Source organism: Mycobacterium sp., from assembly GCF_050701515.1.
Classification (GTDB): Bacteria; Actinomycetota; Actinomycetes; order Mycobacteriales; family Mycobacteriaceae; genus Mycobacterium.
The window spans coordinates 1-18,880 of the sequence record NZ_JBOGDB010000049.1; the positions used below are offsets into that span (position 1 = coordinate 1).

Below are 18,880 nucleotides of genomic sequence, written 5' to 3' on the forward strand. Positions count from 1 at the left end.
GCCTCGGCGCCTGCCATCCGCGGCGTCACCGCGCCGCTGGTCGCGCCGGCCGGCGGAACGGGCGAGGCGATACCCGAGAGTCCGGATATCCGGGGGGCCACCAGTACCGGCGCCTCCAGCACGGGCAGGTCCGCAACTCCCCCGAACGCGGTGGCATCCGACCCGCCTGTTCCCGTCGCTGCCGCCGGCGCCGGCTGTTCCTCCTGCTGCGTGCGGAACGACGGCGAGGGCGTCGGCTGGGGTTGTGGTGGCGACGGCAGGTAGGGCGTTACCGCGGCCTCCAGTGTCGACATCACCCTGGCGGCGTCTTGTGCCAGATCGCTGCCCCTGCCGTTGGGCAGCGCGGGAACAGGCAGCGCGACACCGTCCAGGAAGGCCAGCGGGACCAACACGATGCCGTTGGAATCCCTCTTCAGGGTGCGCTTACCGCCGGAGGCCGCGCTGTCGGAGCCAGGATCAGCCGCGTGGGGCGAGCTGGGTTCTCGTCCCGATCCGACTCTGGTCTCTGGCGGGTGCGGCGACCCGCCGGAATTGGCGGACTGAGCCTGGGGTTCGCCCGTGACGCCGGCCATCGTGGTTTGGGCGCCGACGCCGTCGTTATTGACACCTTTGCTAAATTGTTCGTCGCCGCCGGCTGGACCCAAGCCACCCGAATCGGCGCTGGCCAGCCCACTGCCCGAATCCCCCATCAACAGGGCTCCGACGAGCACGCCGACACACGCAATGAAGCGCAAGGCCAACGCCGCCACGATCCCCCTCATTCCCGACCGTTACGGTTGCTCAACTAAGGCCAGATTCTCGCACATACCGCCATCAGCCGGTGTGATTCTGCGTTGCTGCCAATCGAGCCGATGATGCCCGCCGCCAATGGGTCCCTACCTGCCCGTTATTGGGTATCGTGCCGACGTGGTGTCCCGCGACCATGGCGACCCGGGCGATGCCCCGTCGGTCCCGCCTCCGTTGACCGCGGTTGCCAATGGAGACCGCCCGTCGGCGGCGGAAGAAGCCCGCACGATCGCGGCCTCCACCAACACCGGCACGCTGGCGACGCTCACCGCCACCGGTGATCCGTGGGCATCCTTCGTCACCTACGGTGTGCTCGACGGAGCACCCGTGCTGTGCGTCTCGAATCTGGCCGAGCACGGCCGCAATCTCGTCGGTGACCAACGGGCCAGCATCGCCATCGTGGCGCCGACTACCGACCCGGACCCGCTGGCGAGCGGACGCGTCACGCTGGCCGGCGTGGCCGAACGACCCTTCGGGGACGAGCTCGCCGCCGCCAGAGACGTCCATCTGGCCGCCGTCGCGGCCGCGAAGTACTACATCGATTACAGCGACTTCTCGCTATGGGTTCTGCGCGTGCAGCGGGTGCGCTGGGTCGGCGGCTACGGTCGGATGGATTCGGCCACCGGCGACGCGTATGCCGCCGCCCAGCCGGACCCGATCCAGCCTCGCGCGGCGGGCGCGATCGCGCACCTCAACGCCGATCATGCCGAGGCGCTCTGCGCGATGGCCAAAACGCTGGGTGGGTATCCGGACACCACCGCCGCGACCTGCACCGGCGCGGACCGCTACGGCCTGGACCTGAAGGTCGTCACACCGAGGGGCGTGGCGTACACCCGGGCCGGCTACACCGCACCGATCGGTTCGTTCGACGATTTGCGCTCGGCCACAGTTGAGTTGGCCCGGTGGGCCCGTGAGGGTTGAGCACCCGCCCTCGACGGCACGCTTCTGCAATACCATCGCCCTGTGACCCAGCGCCCCGACACGTGGCAAGCGGCGTTCGATCTGATCCGCACCCGCGGCTACGAACATCGCACGGAGCCGTTCCAGCTGGCGAGCGGCCAGCTGAGCCATGACTACATCGACGGAAAGTATGCCGTCGACACCGGCGAGCGGCTCGCGATCGTCAGTCGGGCGGTCGCCGACCTGGCGGCGACCAGTGGGATCGAATTCGACGCGGTGGGCGGCCTCACCATGGGCGCCGATCCACTGTCGCACGGCGTCGCAATGGTGACCGGCAAGGCCTGGTTCTCGGTGCGCAAGGAACGCAAGCAACGCGGCCGCGAGCAGTGGATCGAGGGCACCCGACTGGAACCGGGCACCCGGGTGTTGCTGGTCGACGATGTCATCAGCACCGGCGGCTCGACCGCGCTGGCATTCGACCGGGTGACCGAGGCCGGGGCAGTCGTCACCGGAGTGATCCCGATGGTCGACCGCGGCGACGGCGCGGCCAAGTTGTTCGAACGGCGCAACGTGCCGCTCGTCGCACTAGTCACCTACAAGGACCTGGGTATCGAGCCGATCCAGGAAACCAGCTGACCCAGAGTCGCAACGTTTCTGCAGGTCGGCGTTAACATCAGACGGTGGCTGAGAAACAGGCCTCGGGGGACTTCGACTACCTGTGGGATGACACCGACGACAGCGCTGGGGTCGACGTCTACCACGAAATCGGCCACCAGCCCGAATACCCGCCCGGCGACAACGTGGCGCCCGGGGACGATGGGTTCGACGGATTCGACCCGTTCGACGCGAACACCTGGGCGGAGATCGTCAAACCTCCTCCGAAACCGTGGTACCGGTCGCGCCAAGCGCTGACTTTGCTGATCGCCAGCGGCGCCGCGCTGTCGGCCCTGGTGGTATCGGTTGTCCTGCTGGTGTTTCGCGAGTCACCGACCCCGGAGAACCCCGGACCGGTGCCGACCAACCCACCGACCACCACTCCGGTGGCGACGGCAACCAGCGACCGCCCTCGGCCGGAGCTTCCGCCACCGCCACCGCTGCCGCCCCCGCCGCCGCCCGCTCCGCCGGCGGTGGAATCCGCACCGGTCGTCATCCGGCCAAGTGTGCAGCCAAGACCGACGAAGAAGCCGGAGATCGACGTGACGCGCACGCCGGCCACCAGGTCGCCGATCAGCGTGGCGCCGCAGCCTCGTGGGCGCTGAGAAATGGCCGGATTCGATGCGCGGGAGAGATTCGCTTCGTCGCACGTTGCCCAACTTGCCACCGTCGGCCCCGACGGTATCCCGCATCTGGTGCCGGTCGTCTTCGCGCTCAGCCATGACGTCATCTACACCGCGGTCGACGCCAAGCGGAAGTCGACCCAACGGCTGCGCCGGATGGCCAACATCGAAGCGAACCCCTCGGTCAGCTTGATCGTCGACCACTACGAAGATGACTGGTCACAATTATGGTGGGTGCGCGCGGACGGCATCGCCGAAATCCATTACAGCGGCGACGAAATGGCGACCGGTTACTTCGAACTGCGCAGAAAGTACGTCCAGTATCAGCGCATCGCTTTGGACGGCCCGGTGATCACCGTTGCCGTTCACCGTTGGTCTGGATGGCAGGCCTGAGCCGTCAGTGGCGTTCGAGCTCGAGACCGCGGGCATCGTCGGGGACCTCCGGCTGGCGCGGAGTTTTCTTCTCCAGGAACCTGAGCAGTTCAACGGGGAACGGCAGGACCAGCGTGGAGTTTTTCTCAGCGGCCACTTCGACGACCGTTTCCAGGAGCCGCAGTTGCAGCGACGCCGGGTTCTCGGCCATCACCCCGGCCGCTTGCGTGAGTTTCTCCGATGCCTGCAGCTCACCGTCGGCGGTGATGACCCGCGCCCGGCGCTCACGCTCGGCCTCGGCTTGCCGCGCGATCGACCGTTTCATCGAATCCGGCAACACGACATCCTTGATCTCGACGCGGTCGATGTGAATGCCCCAGCCCAGCGCGGGACTGTCGATCATCAACTCCAGTCCCTGATTGAGGCCCTCGCGGTTGGAGAGCAGATCGTCGAGGTTGCTCTTGCCGATGATCGACCGCAGTGACGTCTGCGCGACCTGGCCGATCGCCGACTTGTAATCCTGCACGTCGACGGCCGCTCGCACCGGGTCGGCGACCTTGAAATAGATGACGGCGTCCACGCGCACCGTCACGTTGTCACGGGTGATGCCGTCCTGGGCGGGCACCGGCATGGTGATGATCTGCATGTTCACCTTCTCCAGGCGATCGGCGACCGGAATCAGCAGGGCCAGTCCCGGTCCGCGTACGCGGGATTGCACCCGCCCGAAGCGGTAGACGACGCCACGTTCATATTGCTTGACGACGCGGATGTTCGTTCCCAGCAGCCAGAGCACAGCGACACCGGCGATGGCCGCCACGGCCGACAGGTAAGCGATAGTCATTTCGTCCTCGATTCCGCCCGGGCATCTGCGGTGAGGCCTTCCGGCCCGTCGGGCCCGAGTCCATAAACCCATTCTGGCACCACGTTTGGCGGGTCTCAATCGGCAGTAATGCGCGCGACCCCGGCAGCGATAAAGGTCGTGATATGACCGGCAAGAACGTAGCGCGCAAGCCGCGCGCTTTAGGGCGCGGTAAGCGCGTCAGTGATGTGTCGGTGAGGGTGGCTACGGTGGTAACCACAACTGAATCCCCCGGAGAGATCCCAAGGTCACGACATCGACCGGCGTCGGGGAAAGTAATCGGCGAGGCCGCGGAAACACAGACACCTGCGGCGCCTGCAAGGGACAGAGCCGATCGGCGCGAACGCAAACGCCCACGGCTTACGGCGGTGCTGTAATGGGCACCGAGACAGCCGGACATCGGCACGCGGGAATCCCCCGCCTTAAGGCGGGGAAGGATGTCAAACAGGCTGTAGGGCTGTCGGTTGGTGCCACCAACCTCGCCGCCGTGGTACCGGACTGCTGGGAAAGACCGGCCGTGACCCGGCAGTCCGTACTCACGCTGTACCGACACCGGCCGCCGGAGATCGGCGTGCCGTCGGAAAACCCTCGCCTGGGCGAGCGCGGCCTGGTCGTCACCGGGTTCGTGGACCGCGCGGGCGACCCGGTCGGCATCGTCGCCGGCGACGGTTCGGTCCATCGCGGCGAAGTGCTGATCGCCGACGCGGTGCGCGCGCTTACCTATACCGTTACCGGCGGGCGGGCGCCGGTATTGCCGCCCGGCGTGACCTACTCGGCACACTGGTCCGCTGCGGCGGTGGCAGCTCTGCACCGAGAGTTGGTCGGGTTGCCCGAGTGGGCCGGCGGTGGCGCCAAACCGTTGACGCTGATCTCCGACGCGGCGGCGGCACTCACCGCCCTGCAGGCCGAACCCGGCCTCCCGACCCGCGGTGTGGTCGCGCTGTGTGACTTCGGCGGCACCGGGACCAGCATCACCCTGGCCGACGCGGCCGACGGATACCAGCCGATCGGCGCGACCGTGCGCCACGCCGACTTTTCCGGCGAGATGATCGACCAGGCACTACTGAAGCATGTGATCGCCGACCTGTCCTATGCCGGGACCGCCGACGTGGCAGGAACGTCGGCGATCGGTTCGTTGCGCCGGCTTCGGACGCAATGCCGCGGCGCCAAGGAGCGCCTGTCGCTCGGCGCGGTAACCCATCTGCCGGTAGACGTTCCGGGCTTCCGTGGCGATATCCGGCTGACCCGCGCCGAGCTCGACGACGAGATCCGCCGGCCCCTGGCCGCGTTCATCGAAGTGGTGTTACGAGAAACCCTCTACCGCAACAGGATTCATCCCGCCGATCTGGCGGCGATTGGTTCCGTGGGCGGCGGCGCCAACATTCCGGCGGTGACCACGGCACTGTCCGAGCATCTCCGGGTGCCGGTGATCACGACCGGGCGACCGGAATTGACCGCCGCTGCCGGCGCCGGGTTGCGCGCGACTCGCGGCCCGGCCGACGAAAGCTTGACGGCCGTCGCTTCGGTGGCCGTGCCCGCGGGCATTCCCGACGCCGGGCCCCAGTCCGGCACGCTGCGCGCGCTGGCCTGGTCGGAGGTCGACGACGAGCCCGACGTCCCGGCGATCGAACCGCCGGGTGGATCGAGCGGCGCCCGCCCGCGGTTTGATTTCGTGCCCGAAGAGACTGACCACACCGAGAAGGCCGACGAGCCGTGGTATCGCCCCCTCGCCATCACCGGGGCGGTGTTCGCCGGCATGGTGCTCATCGGCGCCGGGGCGATCATCTCGCTACGCAGTGAATCCGCCCCACTCTCGGGCGCGACCACCCCTACACCCGTCAGCCCAAGCTCGAGCACACCGGCGCCACCGCGGGCCGAAGACCGCGAACCGCCCGCCTTCATCCAGGCACCGGCGACACGCACCCTCGTTGTCGCGCCGCCACCGGTGACCAGGCAGGCACCCGCGCCCGCCGGGCCGCCTGCCGCACCGCCGGCTGCACCCCCACCGCCGCCGAGCAGCACACCGCCGACACCCACAACCACCACCGCACCACCGACCACGACAACGCCACCGACGACCACCAGCACGCCGTCGTCGACATCGCAGTCCCCACCGCCCGAGCCGCCACCGTCGAGCGCGGAGCCGCCGCCCGCGTCGGACACACCGACCGACACCTAGGTTTGCTGACGCGGTCGACCGCGCCGCTGTCGCCGGTGTGCCCGCAGCGCCGCGGCAGCGCCGCCAGCCACCGTATTACTGCCAACCAGCGATCAAATGCTGCCAGTGGAATTAAACCGCTGACCTGTTGGTTCAATACATCAGACCGGCACATAGCAGCACCCCAAGCCGGCACTCACAGCGTTGCAGCCGACCCACGGTTACAACCACACGGAAATAAGAAGAAGGCGCCACCAATGAAGAAGCTCGGATTTGCCACGATCGTCGCCAGCGGGCTGGCCGCCGCCGTCCTCGGGCTGGCCGCTCCCGCCGACGCCGCCCCCCGCGGGCCGGGCAATGCCCAGCAGACCATCAACGAACTGCAGGCCGACGGCTACCACGTCATCGTGAACCGGGTCGGTAGCACCCCGCTGGACCAGGCCACCGTCGTCGCCGTGCGACCCGGCCAGACCTACTCCCGCACCGATTCCGGCGTCCCGGGAGCCGGCAACGACGTCGTCACCACGGTCGTCAGCAGGACCGTCTACGTCGACGTCCGCTAAGAGAAGAAGGCACCACCAATGAAGACGCTCGGGTTTGTCACCATCGTCGCCGGCGGCCTGGCCGCCGCGGTCCTCGGGCCGGCCGCCCCCGCCGACGCCGCCCCCAGCGGCCCCGGCAACGCCCAGGAAACCATCGACGAACTTCAAGCCGCCGGCTACCACGTGGTCGTCAACCGGATCGGCAGCGCTCCGCTGAACGAGGCCAGCGTCGTCGCCGTCCGCCCCGCCCAGAGCCCCACGTTCGCCGACCCAACCGTCCCAGGACCCGGCGACGACCTCTCCCCCTCCATCGCCGGCACGATCTTCTATGTCGACGTCCGCTAGCCTGCTCGCACACAAGGCTGAATCATGTAGTTCCGTGACCGAGTTCTCGCTGCCGATCGTGCCGCGCTATGCGGAGGTGGATCAGCAGGGCGTGGTGTTCAACGGTCACTACCTCACCTGGTTCGACGAGGCGCTGACCGGATTCTTCGACCACCTCGGCGTGACGTACCCCGATTTGATGGCCTCCGGTCTCGATATGCAGTTGGTACACACCGAGATTGACTACTCCGCGCCCGTTCGCTGGCGGGACGTGGTGCGGGTGGCCGTCGCGTGTGAACACATCGGGTCAACGAGTTTCACGATCGGCTTCTCGGTTCTCCGGCGGCGGGACGGCTCCGACGAGGAATCCGCGGTGCGTGGCCGCAGCGTCTATGTGATCGTGTCCACCGAGGACTGGACCAAGAGACCGATACCCGACTCGCTGCGGGCCGCGCTGAGTTCGGGCGCAGGATCGATTACCTGACAGGTAGTAGTCCCGCCGAGCGGGCGAGGCTAACGTCGGGTTAGTGACCAGCAGCCCGAAGACGAGCGTGAGTGAGGATCGCAGCGAGGAACGAGCGAGGACCGGAGCGAATGCGAGTCGAGGCAAAGGCAGGCATCCGCATGGGGGTGCGCTGCTGCGGCAATGGCGACAGCGCCGCCGACGCAGCCAGCTCGACCTCGCGCTGGATACCGGCATCTCCGCCCGACACCTGAGCTTCGTCGAGACCGGCCGGTCCCGCCCCGGCCGCGGGCTGCTGATCGCGCTCGCCGAACAGCTCGATGTGCCATTGCGTGAACGCAATGCGCTGATGCTGGCCGCCGGCTACGCCCCGACTTACGCCGAATCCGATCTGCTGGACGACTATCACGAACCGGCGACCGCCGAGCTGCTGTTGACCCTGCAGCTGGCCCATGCGGTGGGGGACCTGCGCCTGCACAGCACCGTCACCAGTTTCGGCAGCCCGCACGACGTGACGCTTTCCGAACTCACCGTGGAGTCGTTCTTCCCCGCCGACGCCGCCACCCGCGAACTGCTCCAACAACTTTCGGAGCCGGACCGAAACTAGCGCGCCGGCTACGCCTGCACGATGACCTGGTCGCCCACCCGTACCGTGTCGAAATACCAGGCGGCGTTGTCGGGACCGAGGTTGATACAGCCGTGGCTGACGTTCGCGTAGCCCTGCGACCCGACAGACCACGGCGCGGAGTGGACGTAGACGCCACCCGAGGTAATGCGGATAGCGTTGGCGACTGTGAGCTTGTAGCCCTCGGGGTCAGTCAGCGGGATGCCGATGGTGCGGGAGTCCATCACCACGCTCTTCTCCTTGGCCATGACGGGAAAGGTGCCCTTCGGGGTGGGAAACCGCGACTTACCCATCGATGCCGGCATCTCCCGCACCACCACGTCATCGATGCTGACGGTGAACGTGTATGCGTCGATGTCGGCGACCCCCACCACCTTTGAGCCGGTTTCGAAGTCCGTTTTGAAGCCGCCCGCCGTCACCGAGATGGGGGAATGAGCGGGCCACAACCCATCCGGATTCCACTGCACGACTTGATTGCTCAGCCAGCTGAACTGACCCGTCGGCGTGGAATTCGCGGTGATCGTGATCGACTGCTCGGCGCGGGCGCGGTTGGTGACCGGCTCGGCGAACGTCACCTCAACCGGTGCGGCCACGCCAACCACCTCTCCGGTGGCCGGCGAGATGTTGGTGACCGTGAGGCCCGTATCCGGACCGGCTTCCGCCGCCAAGCCGGCGGGAGCCGAACCCACCATGGCTACAGCAACGACGCCCACCACGACGAGCACGTATCGAACCGCTCTGCGCAACGCTTCCATCCTTTCGAGATCATCAGCAAAGTTCATTGTAGTTGTGCCTGCCGTGGGCGGCAGGCGACAAGCCGTTGGTCCATGTCGGGCGGTCGCGTTATGGGTCTTGTGCTGGGTGGCTCATTGGGGGAATTGTGGGTTAACTACGTCCTACGGGCCCCACGGAGTGACCCGCGGACCGGAAGGGAACTTCATGGCAGACAAGGCGACTACCTCCCCGGGCGCCGGAGCCGCCCCGACCGCGGACAGTCCGGCCGCCATCCGAAACGTGGTGCTCATCGGCCCATCGGGTGGCGGCAAGACCACCCTGGTTGAGGCCCTGCTGACCGCCACCGGCGTCCTCACCAGACCCGGATCCGTGGTGGACGGGACGACTGTGTGCGACTTCGAGGAGGCCGAGATCAGTGCACAGCGCTCGGTCGGACTCGCACTGGCGCCGCTGTCGCACAACGGCGTCAAGGTGAACCTGATCGACACGCCGGGGTACGCCGACTTCGTCGGTGAACTTCGGGGTGGGCTGAGGGCCGCCGATTGCGCGCTGTTCGTGATCGCGGCGAACGAAGGCGTCGACGAACTCACCAAGTCCCTCTGGCTGGAATGCCAGCAGGTCGGCATGCCGCGCGCGGTGGTGATCACCAAACTCGACCACGCCCGGGCGAACTACGACAGCGCGTTGGTCGCTGCCCAGGACGCGTTCGGCGACAAGGTGCTGCCGCTGTACCTGCCCGCCAACTCGCCATGCACCGGGCTGATCGGGCTGCTGTCGCAGACGCACTACGAGTACTCGGACCGCAAACGGACCACGCGTGAACCCGACTCTTCGTACGCCGACCGGATCACCGAACAGCGCGGCACGCTGATCGAGGGAATCATCGAGGAGTCCGAGGACGAGACGCTCATGGAGCGCTACCTCGGCGGCGAGGACATCGACGAGAAGGTGCTGATCGAGGATCTGGAAAAGGCGGTCGCCCGCGGTTCGTTCTTTCCGGTGATCCCGGTCTGCAGCACCACCGGCGTCGGAACGCTCGAGCTGCTGGAGATCGCGACCAGCGGATTCCCGTCTCCGCTCGAGCATCCGCTGCCCGACGTGTTCACCCCCCAGGGCAAGGACCGCGACAACATCAGCTGCGACCCGGGCGGACCGCTGCTGGCCGAGGTGGTCAAGACGACATCGGACCCGTACGTCGGCAGGGTCAGCCTGGTCCGGGTGTTCTCCGGGACCATCAGGCCCGACGCGACCGTTCACGTGTCGGGCCATTTTGCATCCTTCTACGGCAACGGCTCCGCCGGCAGCCATGAGGATCACGACGAGGACGAGCGGATCGGATCGCTGTCCTTCCCGCTCGGCAAACAGCAGCGGCCGGCGGGCAATGTGGTGGCCGGCGACATCTGTGCGATCGGCCGGCTGTCAACGGCCGAAACCGGTGACACCCTGTCCGACAAATCCGATCCACTGGTGCTCAAGCCGTGGACAATGCCGGAGGCGCTGCTGCCGATCGCCGTTCAGCCGCGCGCCAAGACCGACGACGACAAGTTGTCGGTCGGGTTGCAGCGATTGGCGGCGGAGGACCCGACGCTGCGGATCGAGCAGAATCCGGAGACCCATCAGATCGTGCTGTGGTGCATGGGGGAGGCCCACGCAGGCGTCCTGCTGGACGGTCTTGCCAACCGGTTCGGTGTGAGCGTGGACAAGGTGGACCTGCGGGTGCCGCTGCGGGAGACCTTCGGCGGGTCCGTGATAGGCAAAGGCCGGCACGTCAAGCAGTCCGGCGGGCATGGTCAGTACGCGGTCTGCGACGTCGAAGTCGAACCACTACCCGAGGGCACCGGCTTCGAGTTCGTCGACAAGGTAGTGGGCGGCTCGGTGCCGCGACAGTTCATTCCCAGCGTGGAGAAGGGCGTGCGGGCGCAGATGGAGAAGGGGATCGGTGCCGGCTATCCGGTGGTCGACATCCGCGTCACGTTGTTCGACGGCAAGGCGCACAGCGTCGACTCGTCCGACTTCGCGTTTCAGATGGCCGGCGGGCTGGCGCTGCGGGAGGCTGCGAGCGCGACCAAGGTGAACCTGCTGGAGCCGGTCGACGAGGTGTCGGTGCTGGTGCCCGACGACCTCGTCGGCACGGTGATGGGCGACCTGTCCAGCCGGCGCGCCCGGGTGCTCGGCACCGAGAAGGTCGGCGAAGACCGCACCCAGGTGAAGGCCGAGGTCCCCCAGGTCGAGCTGACCCGTTACGCCATCGACCTGCGGTCCCTTTCGCATGGCGCCGGCTCGTTCACCCGAAGCTTCATCCGCTACGAACCCATGCCCGAGCACGCGGCCTCGCGGGTAAAGACCAACGCCTGATACGGCTCACTCGGGCAGGGCGAGTATGCGCCGGGACAAATGCATCAGCTCGGACCGCAAGGTGTCGTCGTCGATGTCCGTGACGAGCGGGTGCGTTACGGCGGTACCGATCGCCCCGGACAGCATCGCGGCGGACACCCGCGCATCGTCGTCGGCGTCGCCGAGCAGCACCCCGTAGAGCCGGGCGAGGAACTGCTGGAACGGCTCCTGGTCGGCGAGCAGCCGGATGACGACCGGATCGAACTGCAGCGTGCTGGCCGCGCGGCGACGCTCGACGGCCATGTCGATCACCCGGCTGAGCAGAACTTCGCGCGCCCGCGGCCGGAACTCTTCGGCCTCGGCGGCCTCCAGCGCATCCTCGAGCCCGCCGAGCTCCCGTTCGGTCAGCGCGATGACGATCTCTTCCTTGGTCTTGAACTGGTGGTAGACCGCCGCCTTGGTGACCCCGATCGCGTCCGCGATCATCTGCAGCGACGTGCCGCTCACGCCGTGATCGGCGATCAGGGCAAGCGCCGCGTCCAGGATTCGGGTCTGCGCCGCGCTGCGGTGCACATCAGAGAACCGGCTACCTGCCGCGCGCTCTACCGAAACCACGCCACCAGGGTAGCCGATCGGCTACCGACGTATCCGCTCCCACGGCCAGGTCATCAGCGCCCACACGATGACGATGAGCGTGGCCGCCGTCAGCACGTACACCGGCCACGGGCCCATCACGTCGAGAAGACTCGCGGTGGCGGGCTTGCTGTTGAGGAATCCGTAATTGGTCCCGGCGATGCTGTTGAACGTCAACGTGATTACCGCCCACACCGCGGTGACCACCACCACGAAGCGGAAACTGCGCCAGTTCGGACGCATGCCCCGGCCCCAGGTGAGGTAGATGGCTGCCCACACCACAAGCAGGTGGATCGCCCAGAACGTGAGGAACTCGTAGTGCGGAAAGTCCGGACTCTTCAGCACCGGAGAGATCAACGCCTGAGCGCTCAGCACCAGCCCCCAGTAGTAGGTGAGCGCAAACGCCCAGTGCCGCTGCGACCACAGAGCGTAGGCGGCGGCGACGGTGGCAAGATCGGTAAGGCGCAGCGGCACCGGCCATTCGATGACCGGCGGCATGAGGAGATAGACCATCGCCGACAAGTAGATTGCGGCAGTCAGCAAGCCAAGCACCCGGCCGAGCCGGCGAGCCTGAGACTCGGTCTGCCTGCGCCCGACCCAGACCAAGAGCACCGCGCCGATCACGAACACGGCGATGGCGGCCCAGTACGACGGGCCGTACACCGAGAACTCACGCACCCGAGCGCACCTCTACTGCGTCGGCGGCGACGGCAGCCAGCGGCCGCGCGGCGTTTTCCCGCAGGGTCAGCACGGTGACGAGCGAGACGACCGCCGCCACGATGACGTAGAACGCCGGCGCCAGGTTGTTGCCGGTGTTACCGGTCAGCCACGCCACCACATATGGTGTGGTCCCGCCGAACGCCGCCACGCACACGTTGTAGCCGATGGAGAACCCGCTGTAGCGCACCCGAGTGGCGAACAGTTCGACCCCGGCGGAGACTGCTGCGGAGATGTAGATCGCCTCGATGGCCGCCAGGGCGGCATGCGCGGCGATCGCCGCGCCGAGCGAGCCCGAGTTCAGCATCAAGAACAATGGATACGCCAGGATCGCGAAGGCCAACGCGCCCGCGATGAGCAACGGTCGCCGGCCGATCCGGTCGGACAGCGCCGCCAGCGGAAGGATGAGCACCAACGCGACCGCGCACGCCACCGTGATGGAGAGGAACGCGTTGGTCTTGGAGAACTGCAACGTCTTGATGAAGTAGGTGGGCAGATAGGTGAAGACAACGTAGTAGCCGATGTTGAAGATGATCATCAGGCCGATCACCTGCAGGATCGGCCGCCATGCCGTCTGCACCGCTTCCCGCAGCGGTGATGCGGCGACCTCGTCGGTTTCGCTCAGCGCCGTGAACGCCGGGGTGTCGGCCAACCGCAGCCGGATATACAGGCCGACGACACCGAGCGGCCCGGCGACCAGAAATGGGATACGCCAACCGTAGGAGTCCATGGCCGCGTCGCCGAGGGCGGTCTGCAGCACGGTGACCGTCACCGACCCGAGCAGAAACCCGAGCACCCCGGACCACACCATGAACGTGACGACCAGACCGCGATGCCGGTCGGGTGCATACTCGGCCAGGTAACACGCGCCGCCGCCGTACTCGCCACCGGCCGAAAAGCCTTGCAGGCAACGCAGCAACAACAGCAGCAGCGGGGCAAGAACGCCAATCGCGTCATACGTCGGCAGCAGGCCCATCGCCAGCGTCGAGCCGGACATCAGCAAGATGACGATCGCCAGCACACGCTGCCGCCCGATGCGGTCCCCGAGCGGCCCGAACACCAGCCCGCCGAGTGGCCGCATCACGAACGCGGCCGCGAATATCGCGAACGTGTTGAGCAGTGCCGCCGTCTCGTTTCCGGACGGGAAGAAGTTGGCGGCGATGAAGGTGGCGAGAAACCCGTAGATCGCGAAGTCGTACCACTCCACGGCGTTGCCGATCGAGGCGCCGGTGACGACCTGGCGAAGGGTTGACGCGCCGCTCACCCGGACCACGTTAAATCAACTGACTGACTCGGGTGAAGTGTCTCGGGTCAACGGCTGCGCGCCAGCGCGTCGAGGTAGGCCCCGATGCGGGCGTGGGTTTCGTCCGACATCCAACTGGCGCGCACGACTGCGTCGGTTTCTGCGCCCGCATCGATCGCGGTGCGAGCCGGCCGGTGTAGCTGTTCCTTCGTCATCGCGTAGGCGGTCGGGGAATACTCCCCGAGTTCATGGGCGACGGCGATCGCCCGCGGGAGCAGCTCGTCGGGAGCCACGACTTCCTCGACCCAGCCGAGTGCGGCGGCGGTGGCCACGTCAATGGTGCCGGCCCCCAGGGCCGCCTGTGACGCCGACGTGCCCATGGCGTGCCGGCATATCTCGAGTGCGGCCATCGGGAACATTGCGCCGACGGCAAGTTCGGTCAGCCCGATCGTTCCGCCTGCCATCAGCCGAACGTCCGCGGCCATCGCGAACACGCACCCTCCCGCGATCGCATGCCCGTTGATCGCGGCGACCACCGGCGCGGGGTGGTCGAAGACGGCCAGGAACGCGGCGGACAGCGAGGTCATAAAGCGGTCGGTGTACCCGGCGCCGCCCTCGACGACCGCGCGCAGGTCGACCCCCGCCGAGAAACACCGTCCGGCGCCGGTGAGGACCACCGGCCCGTCGAGCCCGCGCATGGTTCCCACCACGTCGTCGAGCAGTTTGAGATCGAGGGCATTCACCGGCGGGTGGTCGAACCGGACCGTCGACACATTGTCGACCACCTCGACATTCATTACTGGTTCACGCTGTTCGGCGTCGGCGTCTTCTTCTCCACGACGCGGGTCTTGTAGAGGCTGGCGACCGTGGTGATGACAAGGACCACGACGATGACCCCGAGGGACAGCAGCGTCGGAATCTCCGGCACCGGCACGTGCTTGCCGCCGTTGATGAACGGCAATTCGTTCTCATGCAGCGCGTGCAGCACGAGCTTGACGCCGATGAACGCAAGAATGATTGCCAGCCCCTGCGACAGGTAGACCAGCCGCTTGAGCAGATCACCCAGCAGGAAGTACAGCTGGCGCAGACCCATCAGGGCGAACACGTTGGCCGTGAACACCAGGTACGGCTCCTGGGTGAGGCCGTAGATGGCGGGGATGGAGTCCAGCGCGAAGATCAGGTCGGTGGTGCCCAGCGCCACGATGACGAGGAACATCGGCGTCATCAACCGCTTGCCGTTCTCCTTCACCCAGAGCTTCATCCCGTCCCACCGGTCGGTGAGCTTCAGATGGCTGCGCGCGAACCGAACCACCACGTTGTCGGCGTCGTCCTCGTGCTCGGTGTCGCGGGCAAGATTGATCGCGGTGTAGAGCAGGAACGCGCCGAAAATGTAGAAGACCCAGGAGAACTGGTTGATGGCCACCGCGCCCAGCGCGATGAAGATGCCGCGGAAGACCAACGCCAGGATGATGCCCACCAGCAACGCCTGCTGCTGATACTGCCTCGGCACGTTGAAGCTGGCCATGATGATCAGGAACACGAACAGGTTGTCGACGGACAAGCTGTACTCGGTGAGCCAACCGGCGAAGAACTCCAGCCCGAACTGGCTGCCGTGGAAGAACCACACCCACAACCCGAACGCCACCGCAAGCCCGATGTAGATCGTCAGATACGTCCCGGTTTCGCGCCTGGACGGCTCGTGCGGTCGACGACCGATCACCACGACATCGAACAGCAGGACCGCGATCGTCGCGCTCAGCGTGATGATCCACTCGAGTTGGGAAACTTGCATGTAGGGGGCCTCCGGTCGGCAAAACACCAGAGGTCTCTTCCACCAGCACCGCGGCCCGCGGGCCGGTCGTCCGATGACGGCCGACGTGATGACGACACCGCGGCGAAGGAATACTCCCCTCTGAATTCAGTCTGTCAGAAAGCTCTGCGGCATGCCCAATCGGGCCGTGTGCAACGATGCCTCGATGACCGAGCGTCCCGCACATTTCACCCGGACCGACCAGGACCGTTTCCTTCCTACCCGGTATGCACAGAGCCACTGGGGCGAGGATCACCTCAACGGCCCCGCGCTGGTTGGCCTGGCCGCGTGCACGCTGGAAGCGAGTTTCGGCCTACCCGAGTTCCTGCCTACCCGGCTGACCGTCGACCTGTTCAAGGTGGCGCGGGGAGTGCCGACGACCACCAAGGTCGGCCTGGTGCGGGACGGTCGCCGGGTGCGCAATTCGGAATGCGAGATCGTGCAGGACGGCGTGACGGTGGCCCGCGCCACGCTGGTGCAATACCGGCGGGCGGTGGCGCCACGGGGCGAGGAGTGGATCGCGGCGACCGACTTCGACTGGCCTGCCGAGTCCGACGCGTCCGCGATGTCCTACATGAGCAGTGACGGCGTGGGCTGGACCAGTGGAATCGCCGAGCACCAGAACACCGCGCGCAAGCGCTTCATCAACCGGATGATCGACGTCATCGAGGGTGTCGACAACACGCCGTTCGTCATGGCCGCGATGGCGGCCGAGGGGACCAGCCTGGTCACCAACCTCGGCACCGGCGGGGTCGGGTACATCAATGGGGATCTCACCGTGGCGCTGGCGCGGCTGCCGGTCGACGATTGGATGGGCGTTCAGGCCGACTCGCACTGGGCGTCGGACGGAATATCGGTCGGGACGGCGACTCTGTTCGACCGCGCCGGCGCCTTCGGTTCCGGACTGGTGACCGCCGTCAGCAACCCCGCCGCCCAGATCGACTTCAGCAACGACCCGTTCCCATCCCGCACAACGAGTTAGTTCGAAGGTCAGGCCGTCTAACGGGGCACGATGCGGAGCCGCTCCCAACCCCGCACCGTCGACGTCGGTGCAAGCTGCGCGCTGTCATAGTCGATGTCCCATTCGGGCCAGCGGTTGAGCAGTTCGTCGAGTGCGACCTTGCCCTCCAACCGAGCCAGGTTGGCCCCGAGGCAGTAGTGCACGCCCTTGCCGAACGTCAGGTGGCTGATGTTGTCGCGGTGGATGTCGAAGCTGTCGGGGTCGGTGTAGCGGCGCGGGTCACGATTGGCGGCGCCGAACAGCAGCAGCATCGCGCTGCCGGCCGGCACCGTGGTGTCGTAGCACTCGAAATCCTTTGCAATCCAACGGGCGACATGCGGTCCGGTCGGTTCGAACCGCAGCGTCTCGTCGACCGCGCGTAGTAACAGCGTGCGGTCCTCAACGATTTCCCGACGCTGGTCGGGATGCTCGGCGAGCACCTTGGCGAGCCAGCCGATGAGCCTGCCGGTCGTCTCGTTCCCCGCACCGGCCACCACCTGCGTGTAGTGCAGCACCTCTTTACGCGTCAGCTTGCGGGTCACACCGTGCTCGTCTTCGAACTCGACATTGAGCAAGGCCGTCATCAAGTCGTCGGACGGATTCTTCGACCGCCACTCGACGTAGTCCGCGTAGATCCGGCCGTCGGCGATCGCGTCGGCCTTCACCACCTTCATCGGCGCACCGGGCTTGGTGCGCAGGTTGGCGTCGTTGGCATCCCGCACCGAAACCTGTTCCGATTCAGGAATTCCCAGCAGCATGCCGATGACGCGCATCGGCATCATCGACGCGAGTTCGGCGATGATGTCGAAGCTTTCGGAGCCGACCAACGGATCCAGGCAGTTGACGCAGTACTGGCGGATCTGATCTTCGATCGCGGCCATTCGACGGGGCGTGAACACCCGTGACATCAGACCCCGCAGCATGGTGTGGATGGGCGGGTCCTCGAACATCATCACGCCCTTGGGCATATCGAAGTCCGACTTCAGCAGCTCGAGGATGTCGCTTCGGCAGTTGGAGAAGGTCTCCCAGTTCGACAGCGCCTTCTCGACGTCGGCGTGGCGGGACAGCGCCCAGAAGTCGTAGCGCTCGTTGTGGTAGATCGGTGCCTCGTCGCGCAGCCGGGCGAAGACCGGGTACGGGTTGGCGGTGATGTCGACGTCGTAGGGGTCGTAGTAAACGGACGAGTCCTTCAGGGCATCGTTGGCAATCGTCATGGTCCCTCTACTTCAGCAGGCTGCCGGCGTCCACGGGCAGCGTCACGCCGGTGACGTAGCGCGCTTCGTCGGAGGCCAGAAACAAGACCGCGTTGCTGATGTCGGTCGGAGTCACCCACGGGATCGGAAGGAAATGGAACGACTGGCAGACCGGCGCCAGGTCGTCGGGACCGGGGTTCTCCAGGTCGGGCCGGAACAGCCGGTAGGTCGGCTCGTTCATCAACAGCGGAGTGCTCACATGGGTGGGATGGACGGTGTTGACTCGGATCGAGTGCTGGCCCAGTTCGACGGCGAAGGTGCGCATCAAGCCGACGACGCCGTGTTTGGCCGCGATGTAGTGGCCGACCTGCGGGTAGGCCTTGAGGCCGCCGACGGAACTGGTGATGATCACCGACCCGCCCCGGCCACCGGCCAGCAGATGCGGCACGGCGGCCTTGACGGTCTTCCACACACCGCCGAGGTTGACGTCGATCGTCTCGTGCCAGCCTGCCTCGGCCATCTTGTGCAGCTTGACCCCGGTGGTGCCGATGCCCGCGTTGGCCACCACGATGTCGAGCCGGCCGAGGTGCTCGACGCCGCTGTCGACCGCGGCTTTGAGTGCGTCGAATTCACGCACGTCGACTTCGGCGGTGACGATGCGGCGGTCGAGGTTCTTCACCATGTCCGCGGTCTCGGCGAGGTCTTCGGGAGTCGCCGGCGGCGCAGGCGAATCCTCGAACCCGCGGCAGATGTCGACCGCGATGATGTCGGCGCCCTCTTCGGCCAGCCGGACGGCGTGACTGCGGCCCTGCCCGCGCGCGGCACCGGTAATGAACGCGACCTTGCCGTCGACCCGGCCAGCCATTGCACCTCGCATTTTGTGGGTTGTTGGGCGATCGCCCAACAACT

20 protein-coding genes and 1 pseudogene are annotated in these 18,880 nt (G+C 66.7%); 11 read left to right on the forward strand and 10 right to left on the reverse strand.

The annotated features are described in order from the left end of the window. Window positions 1-761 (reverse strand): annotated as a pseudogene (locus tag ACRDU5_RS03870) (hypothetical protein); the annotation flags it as partial. A gap of 145 nt (window positions 762-906) precedes the next feature. On the opposite strand from ACRDU5_RS03870, the gene ACRDU5_RS03875 reads away from it, so the two are divergent. From ACRDU5_RS03875 to ACRDU5_RS03890, 4 genes are read left to right on the forward strand one after another with little or no spacing between them, the layout of a single operon-like run. Beyond that, on the forward strand, window positions 907-1,707 hold the full coding sequence (locus ACRDU5_RS03875) for a HugZ family pyridoxamine 5'-phosphate oxidase (protein WP_526612957.1): 801 nt from the start codon (window positions 907-909) through the stop codon (window positions 1,705-1,707). Between the two features lie 42 nt (window positions 1,708-1,749). Further along, entirely contained in the window at window positions 1,750-2,322 is a 573-nt protein-coding gene (gene pyrE / locus ACRDU5_RS03880) for an orotate phosphoribosyltransferase (RefSeq protein WP_526612958.1), read from the forward strand. Window positions 2,323-2,366: 44 nt separating this feature from the next. After that, the gene (locus tag ACRDU5_RS03885; RefSeq protein WP_526612960.1) at window positions 2,367-2,945 is read left to right on the forward strand and encodes a hypothetical protein; all 579 of its coding nucleotides are present in this window, start codon (window positions 2,367-2,369) and stop codon (window positions 2,943-2,945) included. Window positions 2,946-2,948: 3 nt separating this feature from the next. Then, entirely contained in the window at window positions 2,949-3,356 is a 408-nt protein-coding gene (locus ACRDU5_RS03890) for a TIGR03668 family PPOX class F420-dependent oxidoreductase (RefSeq protein WP_526612961.1), read from the forward strand. Between the two features lie 4 nt (window positions 3,357-3,360). Here ACRDU5_RS03890 and ACRDU5_RS03895 read toward each other — a convergent pair whose 3' ends face one another. Next, entirely contained in the window at window positions 3,361-4,176 is an 816-nt protein-coding gene (locus ACRDU5_RS03895; protein WP_526612963.1) for an SPFH domain-containing protein, read from the reverse strand. Between the two features lie 394 nt (window positions 4,177-4,570). Between ACRDU5_RS03895 and ACRDU5_RS03900 the strand changes: the two genes are divergently transcribed. The 5 genes from ACRDU5_RS03900 to ACRDU5_RS03920 all read left to right on the forward strand — a co-directional run bounded on the left by ACRDU5_RS03900 (window position 4,571) and on the right by ACRDU5_RS03920 (window position 8,288). Further along, window positions 4,571-6,373, forward strand: coding sequence for an Hsp70 family protein (locus tag ACRDU5_RS03900; protein ID WP_526612964.1), 1,803 nt, complete (start codon window positions 4,571-4,573; stop codon window positions 6,371-6,373). A 236-nt stretch (window positions 6,374-6,609) separates the two neighbouring features. Further along, complete coding sequence (locus ACRDU5_RS03905) at window positions 6,610-6,915, forward strand: hypothetical protein (protein WP_526612966.1); 306 nt, start codon at window positions 6,610-6,612, stop codon at window positions 6,913-6,915. Window positions 6,916-6,933: 18 nt separating this feature from the next. After that, window positions 6,934-7,239 (forward strand): hypothetical protein, encoded by a 306-nt coding sequence (locus ACRDU5_RS03910; RefSeq protein ID WP_526612968.1) that lies wholly within the window; start codon window positions 6,934-6,936, stop codon window positions 7,237-7,239. A 34-nt stretch (window positions 7,240-7,273) separates the two neighbouring features. After that, window positions 7,274-7,702, forward strand: coding sequence for an acyl-CoA thioesterase (locus ACRDU5_RS03915; RefSeq protein ID WP_526612970.1), 429 nt, complete (start codon window positions 7,274-7,276; stop codon window positions 7,700-7,702). Window positions 7,703-7,853: 151 nt separating this feature from the next. Continuing rightward, a complete protein-coding gene (locus ACRDU5_RS03920; protein WP_526613010.1) occupies window positions 7,854-8,288 on the forward strand; it encodes a helix-turn-helix domain-containing protein in 435 nt (144 codons plus the stop codon). A gap of 8 nt (window positions 8,289-8,296) precedes the next feature. Here the strand turns inward: ACRDU5_RS03920 and ACRDU5_RS03925 are convergent, their stop codons facing one another. After that, window positions 8,297-9,061: a L,D-transpeptidase gene (locus ACRDU5_RS03925; protein ID WP_526613012.1), complete on the reverse strand. Its 765-nt coding sequence runs from the start codon at window positions 9,059-9,061 to the stop codon at window positions 8,297-8,299. A gap of 184 nt (window positions 9,062-9,245) precedes the next feature. Here ACRDU5_RS03925 and ACRDU5_RS03930 point away from each other — a divergent pair, with 184 nt between their 5' ends. After that, entirely contained in the window at window positions 9,246-11,396 is a 2,151-nt protein-coding gene (locus tag ACRDU5_RS03930; protein WP_526612971.1) for an elongation factor G-like protein EF-G2, read from the forward strand. 6 nt (window positions 11,397-11,402) lie between these two features. Here ACRDU5_RS03930 and ACRDU5_RS03935 read toward each other — a convergent pair whose 3' ends face one another. Genes ACRDU5_RS03935 through ACRDU5_RS03955 form a run of 5 tightly spaced genes read right to left on the reverse strand, consistent with a single transcriptional unit; the run spans window position 11,403 to window position 15,760 of the window. After that, window positions 11,403-11,990, reverse strand: coding sequence for a TetR/AcrR family transcriptional regulator (locus ACRDU5_RS03935; RefSeq protein ID WP_526612972.1), 588 nt, complete (start codon window positions 11,988-11,990; stop codon window positions 11,403-11,405). A 21-nt stretch (window positions 11,991-12,011) separates the two neighbouring features. Beyond that, window positions 12,012-12,686, reverse strand: coding sequence for a YwaF family protein (locus ACRDU5_RS03940; RefSeq protein WP_526612973.1), 675 nt, complete (start codon window positions 12,684-12,686; stop codon window positions 12,012-12,014). Next, entirely contained in the window at window positions 12,679-13,989 is a 1,311-nt protein-coding gene (locus ACRDU5_RS03945; protein ID WP_526612975.1) for an MFS transporter, read from the reverse strand. Before ACRDU5_RS03945 ends, ACRDU5_RS03940 begins: the two co-directional genes overlap by 8 nt. A gap of 47 nt (window positions 13,990-14,036) precedes the next feature. Next, window positions 14,037-14,765, reverse strand: a complete 729-nt coding sequence (locus tag ACRDU5_RS03950; RefSeq protein WP_526612977.1) for an enoyl-CoA hydratase/isomerase family protein — start codon at window positions 14,763-14,765, stop codon at window positions 14,037-14,039. Next, entirely contained in the window at window positions 14,765-15,760 is a 996-nt protein-coding gene (locus ACRDU5_RS03955) for a TerC family protein (RefSeq protein ID WP_526612978.1), read from the reverse strand. The genes ACRDU5_RS03950 and ACRDU5_RS03955 overlap by 1 nt, the downstream gene beginning before the upstream one ends. A gap of 184 nt (window positions 15,761-15,944) precedes the next feature. Here ACRDU5_RS03955 and ACRDU5_RS03960 point away from each other — a divergent pair, with 184 nt between their 5' ends. Beyond that, a complete protein-coding gene (locus tag ACRDU5_RS03960; RefSeq protein ID WP_526612980.1) occupies window positions 15,945-16,760 on the forward strand; it encodes an acyl-CoA thioesterase domain-containing protein in 816 nt (271 codons plus the stop codon). Between the two features lie 17 nt (window positions 16,761-16,777). Here the strand turns inward: ACRDU5_RS03960 and ACRDU5_RS03965 are convergent, their stop codons facing one another. Both ACRDU5_RS03965 and ACRDU5_RS03970 read right to left on the reverse strand, forming a co-directional pair. Further along, window positions 16,778-17,992: a cytochrome P450 gene (locus ACRDU5_RS03965; protein WP_526612981.1), complete on the reverse strand. Its 1,215-nt coding sequence runs from the start codon at window positions 17,990-17,992 to the stop codon at window positions 16,778-16,780. 7 nt (window positions 17,993-17,999) lie between these two features. Continuing rightward, window positions 18,000-18,836: a mycofactocin-coupled SDR family oxidoreductase gene (locus ACRDU5_RS03970; RefSeq protein WP_526612983.1), complete on the reverse strand. Its 837-nt coding sequence runs from the start codon at window positions 18,834-18,836 to the stop codon at window positions 18,000-18,002. Window positions 18,837-18,880 lie beyond the last annotated feature (44 nt).

Excerpts from the sequence above, each read along its gene's own strand:
- ACRDU5_RS03890 (WP_526612961.1), top strand. The coding sequence starts at position 2,949 with ATGGCCGGATTCGATGCGCGGGAGAGATTCGCTTCGTCGCACGTTGCC.
- ACRDU5_RS03895 (WP_526612963.1), bottom strand. The coding sequence starts at position 4,176 with ATGACTATCGCTTACCTGTCGGCCGTGGCGGCCATCGCCGGTGTCGCT.
- ACRDU5_RS03900 (WP_526612964.1), top strand. The coding sequence starts at position 4,571 with ATGGGCACCGAGACAGCCGGACATCGGCACGCGGGAATCCCCCGCCTT.
- ACRDU5_RS03905 (WP_526612966.1), top strand. The coding sequence starts at position 6,610 with ATGAAGAAGCTCGGATTTGCCACGATCGTCGCCAGCGGGCTGGCCGCC.
- ACRDU5_RS03910 (WP_526612968.1), top strand. The coding sequence starts at position 6,934 with ATGAAGACGCTCGGGTTTGTCACCATCGTCGCCGGCGGCCTGGCCGCC.
- ACRDU5_RS03925 (WP_526613012.1), bottom strand. The coding sequence starts at position 9,061 with ATGGAAGCGTTGCGCAGAGCGGTTCGATACGTGCTCGTCGTGGTGGGC.
- ACRDU5_RS03930 (WP_526612971.1), top strand. The coding sequence starts at position 9,246 with ATGGCAGACAAGGCGACTACCTCCCCGGGCGCCGGAGCCGCCCCGACC.
- ACRDU5_RS03950 (WP_526612977.1), bottom strand. The coding sequence starts at position 14,765 with ATGAATGTCGAGGTGGTCGACAATGTGTCGACGGTCCGGTTCGACCAC.
- ACRDU5_RS03955 (WP_526612978.1), bottom strand. The coding sequence starts at position 15,760 with ATGCAAGTTTCCCAACTCGAGTGGATCATCACGCTGAGCGCGACGATC.
- ACRDU5_RS03960 (WP_526612980.1), top strand. The coding sequence starts at position 15,945 with ATGACCGAGCGTCCCGCACATTTCACCCGGACCGACCAGGACCGTTTC.
- ACRDU5_RS03965 (WP_526612981.1), bottom strand. The coding sequence starts at position 17,992 with ATGACGATTGCCAACGATGCCCTGAAGGACTCGTCCGTTTACTACGAC.
- ACRDU5_RS03970 (WP_526612983.1), bottom strand. The coding sequence starts at position 18,836 with ATGGCTGGCCGGGTCGACGGCAAGGTCGCGTTCATTACCGGTGCCGCG.